This is a genomic window from Burkholderia thailandensis E264 (genome assembly GCF_000012365.1).
GTDB lineage: Bacteria > Pseudomonadota > Gammaproteobacteria > Burkholderiales > Burkholderiaceae > Burkholderia > Burkholderia thailandensis.
The window spans coordinates 663,564-679,553 of the sequence record NC_007651.1 but is presented as its reverse complement, the minus strand read 5'-3'; the positions used below and the strand labels follow the sequence as shown (position 1 = coordinate 679,553).

Below are 15,990 nucleotides of genomic sequence, written 5' to 3'. Positions count from 1 at the left end.
GGACGACGCCGCGCGCCGCGGGCGAGACGGGGCGCACATGACCATCTGCACATCTTCTCTCATCCGGACTATGACCGTCGGCTCTGGCATCGGACCAGATCTGCTGACCCCGCGCATCGCGCGGGCGCTCGCGGGCTCGCCGGCAACATGCCGGCCTACCGCCGGTGGGGAATTTCGCCCCGCCCTGAAGACGCACTGATTGCCGGACAAACCGGCCGCTGAAGCATACAACAGCCGATCAATCGCCGCAGCGGGAACGCGACAAGACCCTACTGACGAATCCGTCTAAACCGCGCGGGGTGCGCGGCGAAATGCGGCGTCAAGCCGGCACGTGCCAGCGCGGCGGCACTTCGGCGTTCACCGTCACGCGAAACGCGCGCGCCTCGGTATCGCCCGGATTGCGCAGCGTGTACGGCTGATCGGCGTCGAACACGATCGCATCGCCCGTCGCGAGCAACTGGCGGCGATCGTGGATGCTGACTTCGAGCGTGCCTTCGCTGACGACGAGATTCACGCTCGTGCCGGGCGCGCGCGGCGCGCCCGGCTCGGTGTGCAGCGGCGCGATCCGCAACTCGTGGAACTCGGCGACCGCGGGCTCGCCTTCCGGATACAGCGCGCGCGCGGAAAAGCGTCCGTTCGAGCTGACGACGCGCACCGCGCGCTCGGCGCTCAAGTGCTCGAAGCCGTTGACCGCGTGACGGCGCAGGAACGCGGCAACCGACACCTTCAGCGCGGCCGCGACCTTGCAAAGCACCTTGATCGACGGCACGCTGCGCGCCGATTCGATCTGCGCGAGCATCGCGCGCGACACGCCGGAGAGCCGCGCGAGCGCATCGAGCGACAGCTGGCGTTCCGCGCGCAGCCGCGCGAGATTCACGCCGACGAGCCGCTCGAGCGCATCGAGCGACATATCGGCGTCGGCCGCCGCAGCGGCATCCTGTGAAGACACATCGCGCACGAGCGCCAACGGTGAATGCATGACGTTGCCTCCAGGGCCCGAGCGAGCCCAGCGGTTTCAGATGAGACAAAGACTAACATCCGCCACGGTGCCATCAAACAAAGTTATCTTCACACTGTTATCAGGATCGCAGAGGACAGCGTTTTGCGATGCGTCATTGCGCCGCTGCAGCCGCCCCCGGTGAGACGCGCGTATCGAGCCGTGCGGCGAGCACCGTGACCGCCAACGCGGCGAGCGTGACGACGGCCGCCACCCAAGGCAGTGCGTCGAGCGGCGCCCCGTGCGACAGCGCGACGCCGCCCAGCCACGCGCCGCCCGCATTGCCGACGTTGAACGCGCCGATGTTCAGCGTCGACGCGAGATTCGGCGCGTGCGCGGCCTTCTCGACGACACGCGACTGTAGCGGAGGAACCGTCGCAAAAGCAGCGATTCCCCACACGAACACAGTGATGGCCGCCGCGGCGGGCAGATGGCTCGTCTTCGCGAACACCGCCATCACGGCGATCAGGGCGACGAGAATCGCGAGCAGCGACGGCATCAGCGCACGATCCGCGAGACGGCCGCCGATCGCGTTGCCGATCGTGAGCCCGACGCCGAACAGCACGAGCACGAGCGACACCGCGTGCGGCGAGAAGCCCGTCACGTCCTCGAGGATCGGCGCGATGTACGTGAACACGACGAACACGCCGCCGAAGCCGAGCACCGTCATCGCGAGCGCGAGCCACACCTGCGGCTCCTTCAGCACGCGCAGCTCGCGGCCGAGCGCGGCGCGGCCCGCATCGCGCGGCTTCGGCACGAGCGCGGCGACGCCGGCGAGCGACGCGACGCCAAGCGCCGCGACGATCCAGAACGTCGCTCGCCAGCCGAGCGTCTGGCCGACGAAGGTGCCGAACGGCACGCCGAGCACGTTCGCGAGCGTGAGCCCGGTGAACATCAGCGCGATCGCGCTCGCGCGCTTGTCGACGCTCACGAGCGACGCGGCGACGACCGCGCCGATCCCGAAGAACGAGCCGTGCGCGAACGACGTGACGACACGCGCGAACATCAGCATCCCGTAGCTCTGCGCGAGCGCGCACAGCACGTTGCCTGCGATGAAGATCGCCATCAGCAGTTGCAGCGCGGCCTTGCGCGGCATCCGGCTCGTGAGCACGGCGAGCAGCGGCGCGCCCGCGGCGACGCCGAGCGCATAGCCGCTCACGAGGAGGCCCGCGGACGGCAGCGTGACGGCGAGATCGCGCGCGACGTCGGGCAGCAAGCCCATGATGACGAATTCGGTGGTGCCGATGGCGAACGCGCTGATCGCGAGCGCGAGTAACGGTAGAGGCATGGGACGCTCCGATGCGGGACGGATGCGGCGCGGCCCGTGCCGCACCGCATCAAAAGGTCAGACGAGCGCGCATTGTCCCGAATCCGAAGATTTTTGATAATTGGCGTAGCATTTGAATCATTTTCAAAAATTTTCTGAAAATCGCATGGATCGACTGGGCGACATCCGCTTGTTCGTCGAGGCAGCGGAGCTCGGCAGCCTGTCGGCCGCCGGGCGCAAGCTGAACCTCACGCCCGCCGCCGCGAGCGCGCGGCTCGCGAAGCTGGAGGCGCAGGTATCGACGCGCCTGTTCGAACGCTCGACGCGGCGGCTGCGGCTCACCGACGAGGGCCGCCTGTACCTGAACTGCTGCCGGCAAGCGCTGCAGGCGCTCGACGACGCGGACGCGATGCTGCAGGAAGGGCGCAACGTCGTGAGCGGCAAGGTGCGGCTGTCGTCCACCGCGGATTTCGGGCGCAATCAGCTGCTCGACTGGCTCGACGAATTCAACGCGCGCTATCCGGACGTGACGTTCTCGGTGACGGCGTCGGATTCGTCGTCGAATCTGTGGCAGGACGAGATCGATCTCGCGATCCGTTTCGCCGCGCCGCCCGACGGCGCGCTGATCGCGCGGCCGCTCGCGGCGAACCGGCGCGTGCTGTGCGCGTCGCCCGCGTTCGTCGACAAGTACGGCACGCCGAAGGACCCGCACGATCTGGCCCGCTTTCCATGCAACGTGATCACGGTCGCATCGGGACCGATCAACGTCTGGCGCTTCACGCGCGGCGGCGATACGCAGACCTACACGGTGCCGCTCGCGAACGCGCACGAGACGAACGACGGCGGCTTCACGCGCGAATGGACGATCCGCGGCCACGGAATCGCGCTGAAATCGATCTGGGACGTCGCCCGCGACGTTCGCGCGGGCCGGCTCAAGGTGCTGCTGCCCGAGTGGCGGCACCAGGACGCGCCGCTGCACGCGATCCATCACAGCAAGCGCTACATGGCGCCGCGCGTGCGGGTGCTGCTCGATTTTCTCGTCGAGCGCTTCGCGCAAGAGGAAAAGGCGCTCGAGGATCTGTTGAACGCGTGCCGGTAACGACGCTCGCGCGCGGCCGCCGCCCGCCGGGGCTCGAAAAGCTATAATGGAAGGCTTTCCCGGCGACATCTTCCCGTATGCGGCGCGTGCATCGCGCGGCTGGCGGCGCGCCGGTCCGTCCCCCTGATTCATTTTGAACGACGCCCCCAGGTCAACCACTGCGAACGGCGAATCCTCATGACCAAGAAAGTTTACGTAAAAACCTTCGGCTGCCAGATGAACGAGTACGACTCGGACAAGATGGTCGACGTGCTCAACGCCGCCGAAGGGCTGGAAAAGACCGACAGCCCGGAAGACGCGGACATCATCCTGTTCAACACCTGCTCGGTGCGCGAAAAGGCCCAGGAGAAGGTGTTCTCCGATCTCGGACGCGTGCGCGAGCTCAAGGAGGCGAAGCCGGATCTGCTGATCGGCGTCGGCGGCTGCGTCGCGAGCCAGGAAGGCGCGTCGATCGTCGCGCGCGCGCCGTACGTCGACCTCGTGTTCGGCCCGCAGACGCTGCACCGCCTGCCGCAGATGATCGACGCGCGCCGCGAAAGCGGCCGCGCGCAGGTCGACATCACGTTCCCCGAAATCGAGAAGTTCGACCACCTGCCGCCCGCGCGCGTCGAAGGCCCGAGCGCGTTCGTGTCGATCATGGAAGGCTGCTCGAAATACTGCAGCTACTGCGTCGTGCCGTACACGCGCGGCGACGAAGTCTCGCGCCCGCTCGACGACGTGCTGACCGAGATCGCGGGCCTCGCCGATCAGGGCGTGCGCGAAGTCACGCTGCTCGGCCAGAACGTGAACGCATACCGGGGCGCGCTGACGGCGGGCGCGCACGAGATCGCCGATTTCGCGACGCTCATCGAATACGTCGCCGACATCCCCGGCATCGAGCGGATCCGCTACACGACGTCGCATCCGAAGGAATTCACGCAGCGCCTGCTCGACGTGTACGCGAAGGTGCCGAAGCTCGTCGACCATCTGCACCTGCCCGTGCAGCACGGCTCGGACCGCATTCTGATGGCGATGAAGCGCGGCTACACGGTGCTCGAATACAAATCGCTGATCCGCAAGCTGCGCGCGATCCGCCCGAACCTGTCGCTGTCGACGGACATCATCGTGGGCTTCCCCGGCGAGACCGAGGCCGACTTCGACAAGACGATGGCGCTCGTTCACGAGATGAGCTACGACACGAGCTTCTCGTTCATCTACAGCCCGCGCCCCGGCACGCCGGCCGCGAACCTCGCCGACGACACGCCGCGCGAGGTCAAGCTCGAGCGCCTGCAACATCTGCAGGCGACGATCGAGGAGAACGTCGCGAGGATCAGCCAGTCGATGCTCGGCAAGGTCGAGCGAATCCTCGTCGAGGGGCCGTCGCGCAAGGACCCGAACGAGCTCGCAGGCCGCACCGAGAACAACCGGGTCGTGAATTTCCCCGCGCCGCTCACGGCGCACGCGCGCCTGATCGGCCAGATGATCGACGTGAAGATCAATCACGCGTATCCGCACTCGCTGCGCGGCGAGCTCGTGCTCGCGCACGACGACGCGAGCGCCGCCACGCACTGAAGCTACCGGAACCCGACGCCACTTTGAAAACTGCACAAGCACTGGAATTCACCGCGCCGCGCGACGACAACGCGCGCCTCGCGAACCTCTGCGGCCCGCTCGACGAAAATCTGCGGCAGATCGAACAGGCGCTCGACGTGACGCTGTCGCGCCGCGGCCACCGGATCGCAATTCGCGGCCGCGGCGCGCGAATCGCGCTCGCGGCGCTCGAGGACTTCTACAACCGCGCGCGCGATCCGCTGTCGGTCGACGACATCCAGCTCGCGCTCGTCGAGGCGCGCCATCCAGGCAACCCGCGGCGCAACGGCAACGGCAACGGTGACGGCAGCGGCCAGCCGGAAGTCGACGTGCGCTTTCGCGGCGATCCGGACCATCCGTTCGACGAGCCCGTCGTGCGCATCGGCGACGAGCCGCATGCCGACGAGGCGGCGCCGAAGCTCTACACGCGCCGCGCCGACCTGCGCGGCCGCACCCCCGCGCAGCGCGAATATCTGAAGCAGATCCTGTCTCACGACGTCACGTTCGGCGTCGGGCCGGCGGGCACCGGCAAGACGTATCTCGCGGTCGCGTGCGCGGTCGACGCGCTCGAGCGCGACCAGGTCAAGCGCATCGTGCTGACGCGCCCGGCCGTCGAGGCGGGCGAGCGGCTCGGCTTCCTGCCGGGCGACCTCGCGCAGAAGGTCGATCCGTACCTGCGGCCGCTGTACGACGCGCTGTACGACCTGCTCGGCTTCGACAAGACCGCGAAGATGTTCGAGCGGCAGATGATCGAGATCGCGCCGCTCGCGTACATGCGCGGCCGCACGCTGAACCACGCGTTCATCATCCTCGACGAGGCGCAGAACACGACGCCCGAGCAGATGAAGATGTTCCTCACGCGGATCGGCTTCGGCTCGAAGGCGGTCGTCACGGGCGACACGAGCCAGGTGGACCTGCCGCGCGGGCACAAGAGCGGGCTCGTCGAGGCGCAGCAGGTGCTGGGCGGCGTGCGCGGCATCGCGCTCACGCGCTTTACGAGCGCGGACGTGGTCCGGCATCCGCTCGTCGCGCGAATCGTCGAGGCTTACGACGAGTTCCACGCGCAGCACAAGGACGAGTAAGCCGCGCGGGCCGTCCGGGGGAAACGATCGGGCCGACGCGATCGATGCGCGCCGGCGGTCGCGCGATGCGGGCAACGGGCCGCGCACGCGGCGCGCGGCGTCCGCTTCGCGTCGTTCGGCGGCCTGGCTGCCCGGTCACTCGGCCGAATCGCCCGGTCCATCAATCCATCGGGCCGACGAGTCGCCTCGCTCGCGTGGACGTGCATCCGAGCGCCTGCGCAGTATCGATCGAAATCGCCCCCCTCGCGGCGCGCGGTCGGCGAAATACCGACCCTGCAGGCACCCCGCTCGCCGATTCCGCCCCGCTTCGGCAGCCACTGCGCTCCGTTCGCGCGCACCGGTTCGGCATCCGAGCGATGACGCGCGGCCGCGCGATCACGCGCACGTCGAACGAACCGTCGTCGCATGCGGGCCATGCATCGCCGAAGCCGCCCGCCAACCACCGTCCGGGCCGCCGCCCGACAAGTACCCCGAACCGCCGCGCGCCGGCCCCTCCCCCATCCGCGACGCCCCGCGAAACGCCCTCCGGGCGCTCGTCCGTTTGGTGTATCCTCAACCGCGTTCAAACCGACGTCAACGTGATGAAATCGTCCCGTTCCTCCAAGTCCGCACGCGCCGAAGCGGCGCAACCCGAGTTTCCCCGCCTGTCGCTGTTCGATGCGAAAGGCAAAGTCAAGACGGTCGAAGCACAGGCGCTGCGCGTCGACTTCGCCGACGGCCGCAGCCTGATGTTCGACCTGTCCGGCAGCTCGGGCGACGCGGCCGTCGCGATCGTCGCGCAGCACACGGACCCGTCGCTGCGCGCGACGATCGCGCTGCGCCCCGAGCACTATGACAGCGTGACGGTCGAAGCCGGCGCCGACGAGAACCCCGACTTCGCCCACGACGCGACGGACGATGCGGGCGAAGACGCGCCGAACCGCGAGCCCGAGCTCGACCTCGCGGTTCAGTACGGCGACGAGATCGGCGACGCGCAGCGCAGGTCGCTGCCCAAGCGCAAGGTGATCGCCGAATGGCTCGAGCCCGCGATCTTCTCCGACGCGCAGTTCACCGTGCGCTTCGTCGGCGCCGACGAGGGACGCACGCTCAACCACAGTTATCGGCACAAGGACTACGCGACGAACGTGCTCACCTTCGCGTACGGCGAGGAGCCGGACGGCGTCACGGTCGCGGATCTCGTGCTGTGCTGCCCCGTCGTCGAAAAGGAAGCGCGCGAACAGGGCAAGACGCTCGTCGCGCATTACGCGCATCTGCTCGTGCACGGCGCGCTGCACGCGCAGGGCTACGACCACGAGCGCGGCGAGGAGGACGCGGCCGAGATGGAAGCGCTCGAAATCGACATCCTCGCGAAGCTCGGCTTCCCGAATCCGTACCGCTGATTCGCGCCGCGCCGCACGACCCGCCCGACCCGCCCGCCGTGAGCCGCCCCGCCCCCGCCCGCTGCCCCTATCCTCCATCGCTCGGCGAAGCGCGCTACCTGAGCGACGACGAGCTCGCCGCGTCGCTCGACGCGACGCTCGCCGGCTGGGATCGCACGAGCGATCTATGGCTGTTCGGCTATGGCTCGCTCATCTGGAACCCGGGGATGCCGGCCGTCGAGGCGCTGCGCGGGAAAGTCCACGGCTACCACCGCGGGCTCTACCTGTGGTCGCGCGTGAACCGCGGCACGCCGGAGCAGCCGGGGCTCGTGCTCGCGCTCGACCGCGGCGGCTCGTGCACGGGACTCGCGTTCCGGCTCGCCGGCGGCACCGCGATGCCGCACCTCGAGGCGCTGTGGCGGCGCGAGATGGCGATGGGCTCGTACCGGCCCGCGTGGCTGCCGTGCGCGCTCGCGGGCGGCGAGCGGGTCAGCGCGCTCGCGTTCGTGATGCGGCGCGACGTGCCGACCTACACCGGCAAGCTGACCGACGACGTCGTGAAGGCCGTGTTCGGCTGCGCGAGCGGCCGCTACGGCACGACGCTCGACTACGTGAGCCGCACCGTCGCTGCGTTGCGCGACAGCGGAATGCCCGACCGCGCGCTCGAAGCGCTGCTCGCACGCTGCCGGTAGCCGCCGTCGGAGGCTGAAACCTTCGAAACCGGCGGCCGGCGGCGAACGCTTACGAGCGGCGCGACGGGCGGCCGTGCGCCGTGCGGCGCGCCGAACGCGCAGCATCGGATGCCGCCAAACGGCCAGCGCTTGCCGCCCAATGCCGCCGCACACCGCCTCTCGCACCACCTCGCGCCGGCTGCGCCGGCCCCGAGGCTCGGCTCCCCGCCAATCCGCCCGCCACGCGCGCCGCTTCGCATCCGCCGCTTTTTTCCGTCGCTGCCCGCACGGGTGTTTCTGCGCTACGATGAGAGCCACGCCCGCAGGCCGCGCCGCCCGGCCGGAATCGCGCGACACGCCGCTTCGGCACGCGCGCATCCGCCGACACGGACGCGCCACGACCTTGGTGTATCCTTGCCTATTCCGTGACAGCGCGCTCCCGATTCGCGGGGCGCACCACCATGAACGATTCGTATCCCAGTCGAAAATCCTCCGACAAACCGCATGAAAAGCGCTCGCTGCTCGAGCGCCTGACCGACTTCATCTCGCCCGAGCCCGACTCGCGGGCCGAGCTCCTCGAAATCCTCCAGGATGCGCACGAACGCAACCTGATCGACGCCGATTCGCTGTCGATGATCGAGGGCGTGTTCCAGGTATCCGACCTGTGCGCACGCGACATCATGGTGCCCCGCGCGCAGATGGACGCGCTCAACATCGCCGACAAGCCCGAGGATTTCATCCCGTTCGTGCTCGAGAAAGCGCACTCGCGGTATCCGGTATACGAAGACAACCGCGACAACGTGATCGGCGTGCTGCTCGCGAAGGATCTGCTGCGCTTCTACGCGGAAGAGGAATTCGACGTGCGCGGAATGCTGCGCCCCGCCGTCTTCATCCCCGAATCGAAGCGGCTGAACGTGCTGCTGCACGATTTCCGCGTGAACCGCAACCATCTCGCGATCGTCGTCGACGAATACGGCGGGGTCGCGGGCCTCATCACGATCGAGGACGTGCTCGAACAGATCGTCGGCGACATCGAGGACGAGTACGACTTCGACGAGGAAGCCGGCAACATCATCGCCGCGCCCGACGGCCGCTACCGCGTGCGCGCGCTGACCGAGATCGAGCAGTTCAACGAAACGTTCGGCACCGATTTCTCCGACGAGGAAGTCGACACGATCGGCGGCCTCATCACGCACCATTTCGGCCGCGTCCCGCATCGCGGCGAGAAAGTGCGCCTGGGCGACCTGCTGTTCGAGATCCAGCGCGGCGACGCCCGCCAGATCCACGTGCTGCTCGTGCGCCGCGCGCCGCTCGCCGGCCGGCGCAGCGGCTCGGCCGGCGAAGACTGACGCGCCGCCGCACTCCCCAACCCGTTCCTTCGACGCAACGCATGGCCGAACCGATCTCGACCCGCTCGCAATCGAGCGTCTCCCCAACGGCCGCCGGCCGTGCGCTGCCCATCTGGCACTATCCGTCCGCGCTCCTCGCGGGCGCGGCCAACACGCTGACCTTCGCGCCGACGCCGCATGGCGGCTGGCTGCAGCTCGCCGTATTCGCATGGCTATTCGCGCAGCTCACGCGCACGACGAGCTGGAAGCACGCGGCGGCCACGGGCGGCGCGTTCGGCTTCGGCAACTTCATCAGCGGCATCTGGTGGCTCTACATCAGCATGCACGTATACGGAGAGATGGCCGCGCCGCTCGCGGGCGGCGCGCTCGTCTTGTTCTGCCTGTACCTGTCGATCTATCCGGCGTTCTCGGCGGGGCTCTGGTCGTTCTGCGCGGGACATGCGCGAAACGGCAAGGCGGCCGACCCGCGCCCGTTCTCGCCGACCTGGCACGGCGCGTTCGCGTTCGCGAGCGCGTGGGCCGTCGGCGAATGGCTGCGCGGCACCGTGCTCACCGGCTTTCCGTGGCTCGCGAGCGGCTACGCGCAGGTCGACGGGCCGCTCGCCGGCTACGCGTCGATCGTCGGCGTCTACGGGATCGGCTGGGTGCTCGCGCTCATCGCGGCGCTCGGCGTGCAGGCGATCGCGCGCGCGCGCGAAGGCAGCAACGGTCTCGGCGGCGATCGCAACAACGGCGGCGGAAACGGCCGAACCGACGCGCCGGCCGGCGCCGTGCCGCTTGCATTGCGCTCGCCGCGCGTCGCCGCGCCGGCGCTCACGGCCGCCGCGCTCGTCGCGCTCGGCCCGCTGCTCGCACTCGTGCCGTGGACGGTGCCCGCGAACGCGCCGCTCACGGTGCGCCTGCTGCAGGGCAACGTGAAGCAGGACATCAAGTTCGAGGAAGCGGGCATCCAGGCGGCGATCGCGATGTACCAGAAGATGATCACCGAGAAACCCGCCGATCTCGTCGTCACGCCCGAGACCGCGATCGCGGTGCTGATCCAGGAACTGCCCGAGCCATTCGCGCGCGCGGTGCGCAATTTCAGCGACGCGACCGACACGGCGGTGCTGTTCGGCGCGGTGGGCGGCACCGTGACGAACGACGGACGGATCGTCGACTATACGAACAGCCTGTACGGCGTGACGCCGCATTCGCGCGACATCTACCGCTACGACAAGCACCATCTGGTGCCGTTCGGCGAGTTCATCCCCTGGGGCTTTCACTGGTTCGTCGACCTGATGAAGATGCCGCTCGGCGATTTCGCGCGCGGCGCGCCGGTCCAGCAGCCGTTCATCGTGCGCAATCAGCCGGTGATGGCCGACGTCTGCTACGAAGACATCTTCGGCGAGGAGATCGCGGCGACGATCCGCGACAACCCGGTGTCGCCCGGCGTGCTCGTCAACGTGACGAACCTCGCGTGGTTCGGCGACACGATCGCGCTCGACCAGCATCTGCAGATCGCGCGAATGCGCTCGCTGGAAACGGGCCGGCCGATGCTGCGCGCGACGAACACCGGGATGACGGCCGCGATCGACGCGCACGGCCGCGTGATCGGTCGGCTGAAGCCATTCACGATCGGCTCGCTCGACGTGCGGATCGAGGGCACCGCCGGGCGCACGCCGTACGTGACGAGCGGCAACGCGACGGTGCTCGCGATGTCGCTGCTGCTGCTCGCATTCGGCTTCGCATTCGGCCCGCGGCTGCGCCGCCGCAGCTGACGCCCGCTGCACGGGCCGCCCGCCGGCGGCGCGCATCAGCGCGCGGCGCTGCATTCTCGCGGCGCACGCGCCGCCGCACCGCATCCGGCGCCGGGGTGTTTTCCGGCGGTTTCCCCGCCCGCACGCGCGTATGGAGGCCTGCCCCACCCCGTTGCGACCGCACCCGCCCGCCGATCCGGTAAAATTACACGTTTCAGCACAGACCCAAGCCGCGCGCCGCGCGAGCTGCCGGCGCGGCGCTCACCGCCCCCGCCGTCTGCCCGAAGCGGAGCGCCCGGCGCCACGAAGGCCTCTCATGCTTACGTTTCAGCAAATCATCCTGACGCTCCAGTCCTATTGGGACAGGCAGGGTTGCGCCCTGCTCCAGCCGATCGACATGGAAGTCGGCGCCGGCACGTCGCACGTGCACACGTTCCTGCGCGCGATCGGCCCCGAGCCGTGGCGCGCCGCGTACGTGCAGCCGTCGCGCCGCCCGAAGGACGGCCGCTACGGCGAGAACCCGAACCGCCTGCAGCACTACTACCAGTACCAGGTGGTGCTCAAGCCCGCGCCGGAGAACATCCTCGATCTGTATCTCGGCTCGCTGGCAGCGCTCGGCTTCGACCTGAAGCAGAACGACGTGCGCTTCGTCGAGGACGACTGGGAAAACCCGACGCTCGGCGCATGGGGCCTCGGCTGGGAAGTGTGGCTGAACGGAATGGAAGTCACGCAGTTCACGTACTTCCAGCAGGTGGGCGGCCTCGACTGCAAGCCCGTGCTCGGCGAGATCACCTATGGCCTCGAGCGCCTCGCGATGTATCTGCAGAAGGTCGAGAACGTCTACGACCTGATCTGGACCGAGTGGGAGGAGCAGGGCCCGAACGGCCCCGAGATCCGCCGTCTGACGTACGGCGATGTCTACCACCAGAACGAAGTCGAGCAGTCGACGTACAACTTCGAGCAGGCGAACGTCGAGCTGCTCTTCACGTTCTTCAACAGCTACGAGGCCGAGGCGAAGCGGATGATCGAAGCGCAGCTCGCGCTGCCCGCATACGAACTCGTGCTGAAGGCCGGCCACACGTTCAACCTGCTCGACGCGCGCGGCGCGATCTCCGTGACCGAGCGCGCCGCGTACATCGGCCGCATCCGCGCGCTGTCGCGGCTCGTCGCGCAGGCGTACTACGATTCGCGCGAGAAGCTCGGCTTCCCGATGATCGGCAACCCGGTGCCGGGCGTGCCGGGCTTGACCACCGACGCGCAGGAGGCCGCGCAGCCCGCATGGGCCCCGCCGCTGAAAGCCGAACGCAAGATCGATCAGGACTGACGAGATTCTTCACACCATGACGCAAAACCATTCCGCATCCCTGCTCGTCGAACTGCTGACCGAAGAGCTGCCGCCGAAGGCGCTCGCGCGCCTCTCCGACGCGTTCGCCGAGGGCATCGCGCAGCGCCTCGCCGCGCGCGACCTGATCGAAGGCGAGCTCGCGTTCGAGCGCTACGCGACGCCGCGCCGCCTCGCGGTTGTCGTCCAGAACGTGCGTGCCGTCGCGCCGGAACGGCAGGTCCGCGAAAAAGTGCTGCCGGTATCGGTCGCGCTCGACGCGCAGGGCAAGCCGACCGCGCCGCTCGCGAAGAAGCTCGCGGCGCTCGGCCACCCGAACCTGTCGATCGCCGATCTCGAGCGCGCGCACGACGGCAAGGCCGAAGCGTTCTTCGTCAATTACGCGTCGCCCGGCGCGACGCTCGCCGAAGGCCTGCAGGCCGCGCTCGACGAAACGCTCGCGAAGCTGCCGATCCCGAAGGTGATGACCTATCAGCGCCCGGACGGCACCGACGTGCAGTTCGTGCGCCCCGTGCACCGCCTGAGCGCGCTGCACGACGATCGCATCGTGCCCGTCTGCGCGTTCGGCATCGACGCCGGCGACACGACGCTCGGCCACCGCTTCCTGTCCGACGGCCTCGTCGCGATCCAGCACGCGAACGCCTACGCGGACACGCTGCGCGACAAAGGCCGGGTGCTCGCGCACTTCGCGGGCCGCAAGGAAGCGATCCGCGCGCAGCTCGAAGCGAACGCGGGCGGCGACCAGGTCGTGATGCCCGAGGCGCTCCTCGACGAAGTGACGTCGCTCGTCGAGTGGCCGGTCGTCTATCCGTGCCGCTTCGAGGACGAATTCCTGCAGGTTCCGCAGGAATGCCTGATCCTCACGATGCAGACGAACCAGAAGTACTTCGCGCTCACCGACGCGGCAGGCAAGCTGCGCTCGCGCTTCCTGATCGTGTCGAACATCGAGACGAAGACGCCGGACGAGATCGTCGAGGGCAACGAGCGCGTCGTGCGCCCGCGTCTCGCCGACGCGAAGTTCTTCTTCGAGCAGGACAAGAAGAAGCCGCTCGCCGACCGCGTGCCGCTGCTGGCGAACGTCGTCTATCACAACAAGCTCGGCTCGCAGCTCGCGCGCATCGAGCGCCTCGAAACGCTCGCCGGCGAGATCGCGCCCGCGATCGGCGCCGACGCGACGGTCGCGATCCGCGCGGCCCGTCTCGCGAAGGCCGATCTGCTGACCGACATGGTCGGCGAGTTCCCCGAGCTGCAGGGCACGATGGGCACGTACTACGCGCGCCACGACGGCGAGGCGGAAGACGTCGCGATCGCGTGCAGCGAGCACTACCAGCCGCGCTTCTCCGGCGACGCGCTGCCGACGACGCCCGTGTCGACCGCGGTCGCGCTCGCCGACAAGCTCGAGACGATCGTCGGCATCTGGGGCATCGGCCTCGCGCCGACGGGCGAGAAGGACCCGTTCGCGCTGCGCCGGCACGCGCTCGGCGTGCTGCGCCTGCTGCTCGAAAAACAGCTGCCGCTCGATCTCGTCTGGCTGCTGCGCACCACGTACGAGCGTTTCGCGGCGGTGCCGGACGTCGCCGAATCGACCGACGCGATCCACGCGTTCTTCGTCGAGCGCCTGCGCGGCCTGTTGCGCGAGCGCGGCTACACGGCAGGCGAAGTCGACGCGGTGCTGAGCCTGAACCCGACGCGCCTCGACGACATCGTCGCGCGACTCGACGCGGTGCGCGAATTCACGCGCCTCGCGGAGGCTGAAGCGCTCGCGGCCGCGAACAAGCGGATCTCGAACATCCTGAAGAAGTCGGAAAGCGGCGCGAACGGCGCGGTGCAGCCGGCGCTCTTCGTCGAGGCGGCCGAAAAGGCGCTCGCCGAGCAGCTCGCCGAAGTCACGCCGCGCGTGCAGTCGCAGCTCGAGGCGCGCGCGTACACGGGCGCGCTGTCCGCGCTCGCCGCGCTGCGCGCGCCCGTCGACGCGTTCTTCGACGGCGTGATGGTCAACGCCGAGGACCCCGCGCTGCGCGCGAACCGGCTCGCGCTCCTGTCCGCGCTGCATCAGCAGATGAACTGCGTCGCGGACATCTCGAAGCTCGCCGCCTGAAGGCCCGGAGCCACGCGATGCCGACCAGTCCCAGCAAAAAGCTCGTCGTCCTCGACCGGGACGGCGTCATCAATGTCGATTCGGACGCTTTCGTCAAGTCGCCCGACGAATGGGTCGCGCTGCCGGGCAGCCTCGAGGCGATCGCGCGGCTCAATCACGCGGGCTACCGCGTCGTCGTCGCGACGAACCAGTCGGGCATCGGCCGCGGCCTGTTCGACATGGCGACGCTGAACGCGATGCATCTGAAGATGCATCGCGCGGCGGCCGCCGTCGGCGGGCGGATCGACGCGGTGTTCTTCTGCCCGCACACGGCCGATGACCATTGCGATTGCCGCAAGCCGATGCCCGGGATGATGAAGCTGATCGCCGAGCGCTTCGAGATCGATCCGGCGGACACGCCGGTCGTCGGCGATTCGCTGCGCGACCTGCAGGCGGGCGCGGCGCTCGGCTTTCGGCCGCATCTCGTGCTGACGGGCAAGGGCAAGAAGACGCTCGCCGCGGGCGGGCTGCCGGAAGGCACGCGCGTGCACGACGACCTGCGCGCGTTCGCGCTCGATTTCCTTTCCAAAGAACACGAGTGATGCCCACCCGCGCGCATCCTCCCTCACCGTAACGTCACGCCGATGCGCTTCGTCCGCTCCCTGCTGCTGCTCGTCTATTTCGTCGTCTACACGGTGCCGTACGCAACCGCGTGCTTCATCGCGTTCCCGTTCATGCGCCCGAACGCGCGCTACTGGATGGCGGTCGGCTGGTGCAAGTCGACGCTGTTCGTCGCGCGCTGGCTGAACGGCATCCGGTATCGCATCGAAGGCTACGAGAACCTGCCCGACGGCCCGGCCGTGCTGCTGCCGAAGCATCAGTCCGCGTGGGAAACGATCGCGCTGCCCGCGCTGATGCCGAAGCCGCTCTGCTACGTGTTCAAGCGCGAGCTGCTGTACGTGCCGTTCTTCGGCTGGGCGCTCGGGATGCTGCACATGGTCCACATCAATCGCAAGGACGGCAAGAACGCGTTCGACTCGGTGATCCGCCAGGGCCGCAAGCGGATGGCGGAAGGCGCGTGGGTCATCATGTTCCCCGAAGGCACGCGCACGCCGGTCGGCGGGCAGGGCAAGTACAAGACGGGCGGCGCGCGCTTCGCGGTGGGCGCGGGCGCGCCCGTCGTGCCGATCGCGCACAACGCGGGGCGCGTGTGGCCGCGCAACTCGTTCACGAAGTACCCCGGCACCGTCACGGTGTCGATCGGCAAGCCGATCGACACGCAAGGCCTCACCCCCGATCAACTGAACGAACGCGTCGAAAACTGGATCGAAGCGGAAATGCGCCGCATCGATCCGGACGCGTACCGGCACGAGCGCGACGGCGCACGCGGCGCCGTCCGAGCGTCCGACGCCGCGCGTTCCTGAAGTCAAGCGAGTTTCACCC

Annotated in this window: 13 protein-coding genes and 1 riboswitch; of the genes, 11 read left to right on the top strand and 2 right to left on the bottom strand. The window is 68.8% G+C overall.

Features of this window, described 5'->3' with window-relative positions; translation table 11 throughout:
* Positions 1-47: 47 nt before the first annotated feature.
* Positions 48-196: riboswitch (FMN riboswitch) on the bottom strand.
* Between the two features lie 123 nt (positions 197-319).
* The gene (locus tag BTH_RS15215; protein WP_009892882.1) at positions 320-979 is read right to left on the bottom strand and encodes a helix-turn-helix domain-containing protein; all 660 of its coding nucleotides are present in this window, start codon (positions 977-979) and stop codon (positions 320-322) included.
* Between the two features lie 133 nt (positions 980-1,112).
* Positions 1,113-2,285 carry an MFS transporter gene (locus BTH_RS15210; RefSeq protein WP_009892883.1) on the bottom strand — a complete coding sequence of 391 codons (1,173 nt, stop codon included), beginning with the start codon at positions 2,283-2,285 and terminating at the stop codon, positions 1,113-1,115.
* Positions 2,286-2,430: 145 nt separating this feature from the next.
* On the opposite strand from BTH_RS15210, the gene BTH_RS15205 reads away from it, so the two are divergent.
* The 11 genes from BTH_RS15205 to BTH_RS15155 all read left to right on the top strand — a co-directional run bounded on the left by BTH_RS15205 (position 2,431) and on the right by BTH_RS15155 (position 15,971).
* A complete protein-coding gene (locus tag BTH_RS15205; RefSeq protein WP_009892885.1) occupies positions 2,431-3,363 on the top strand; it encodes a LysR family transcriptional regulator in 933 nt (310 codons plus the stop codon).
* 177 nt (positions 3,364-3,540) lie between these two features.
* The gene (gene miaB, locus BTH_RS15200; RefSeq protein ID WP_009892886.1) at positions 3,541-4,914 is read left to right on the top strand and encodes a tRNA (N6-isopentenyl adenosine(37)-C2)-methylthiotransferase MiaB; all 1,374 of its coding nucleotides are present in this window, start codon (positions 3,541-3,543) and stop codon (positions 4,912-4,914) included.
* A gap of 23 nt (positions 4,915-4,937) precedes the next feature.
* The gene (locus BTH_RS15195; RefSeq protein ID WP_009892887.1) at positions 4,938-6,014 is read left to right on the top strand and encodes a PhoH family protein; all 1,077 of its coding nucleotides are present in this window, start codon (positions 4,938-4,940) and stop codon (positions 6,012-6,014) included.
* 581 nt (positions 6,015-6,595) lie between these two features.
* Positions 6,596-7,393 (top strand): rRNA maturation RNase YbeY, encoded by a 798-nt coding sequence (gene ybeY, locus BTH_RS15190; RefSeq protein ID WP_009892889.1) that lies wholly within the window; start codon positions 6,596-6,598, stop codon positions 7,391-7,393.
* Between the two features lie 38 nt (positions 7,394-7,431).
* Complete coding sequence (locus tag BTH_RS15185; protein WP_009892890.1) at positions 7,432-8,064, top strand: gamma-glutamylcyclotransferase; 633 nt, start codon at positions 7,432-7,434, stop codon at positions 8,062-8,064.
* Positions 8,065-8,504: 440 nt separating this feature from the next.
* Complete coding sequence (locus BTH_RS15180; protein WP_009892892.1) at positions 8,505-9,392, top strand: HlyC/CorC family transporter; 888 nt, start codon at positions 8,505-8,507, stop codon at positions 9,390-9,392.
* A 41-nt stretch (positions 9,393-9,433) separates the two neighbouring features.
* The gene (gene lnt / locus BTH_RS15175; protein WP_009892894.1) at positions 9,434-11,149 is read left to right on the top strand and encodes an apolipoprotein N-acyltransferase; all 1,716 of its coding nucleotides are present in this window, start codon (positions 9,434-9,436) and stop codon (positions 11,147-11,149) included.
* Between the two features lie 295 nt (positions 11,150-11,444).
* A complete protein-coding gene (glyQ, locus tag BTH_RS15170) occupies positions 11,445-12,452 on the top strand; it encodes a glycine--tRNA ligase subunit alpha (RefSeq protein ID WP_009892896.1) in 1,008 nt (335 codons plus the stop codon).
* A 16-nt stretch (positions 12,453-12,468) separates the two neighbouring features.
* Entirely contained in the window at positions 12,469-14,568 is a 2,100-nt protein-coding gene (gene glyS, locus BTH_RS15165) for a glycine--tRNA ligase subunit beta (protein ID WP_009892898.1), read from the top strand.
* 17 nt (positions 14,569-14,585) lie between these two features.
* Positions 14,586-15,149 carry a D-glycero-beta-D-manno-heptose 1,7-bisphosphate 7-phosphatase gene (gmhB, locus tag BTH_RS15160; RefSeq protein ID WP_009892900.1) on the top strand — a complete coding sequence of 188 codons (564 nt, stop codon included), beginning with the start codon at positions 14,586-14,588 and terminating at the stop codon, positions 15,147-15,149.
* 42 nt (positions 15,150-15,191) lie between these two features.
* Entirely contained in the window at positions 15,192-15,971 is a 780-nt protein-coding gene (locus BTH_RS15155) for a lysophospholipid acyltransferase family protein (protein ID WP_009892901.1), read from the top strand.
* The last annotated feature ends 19 nt before the right edge of the window (positions 15,972-15,990 follow it).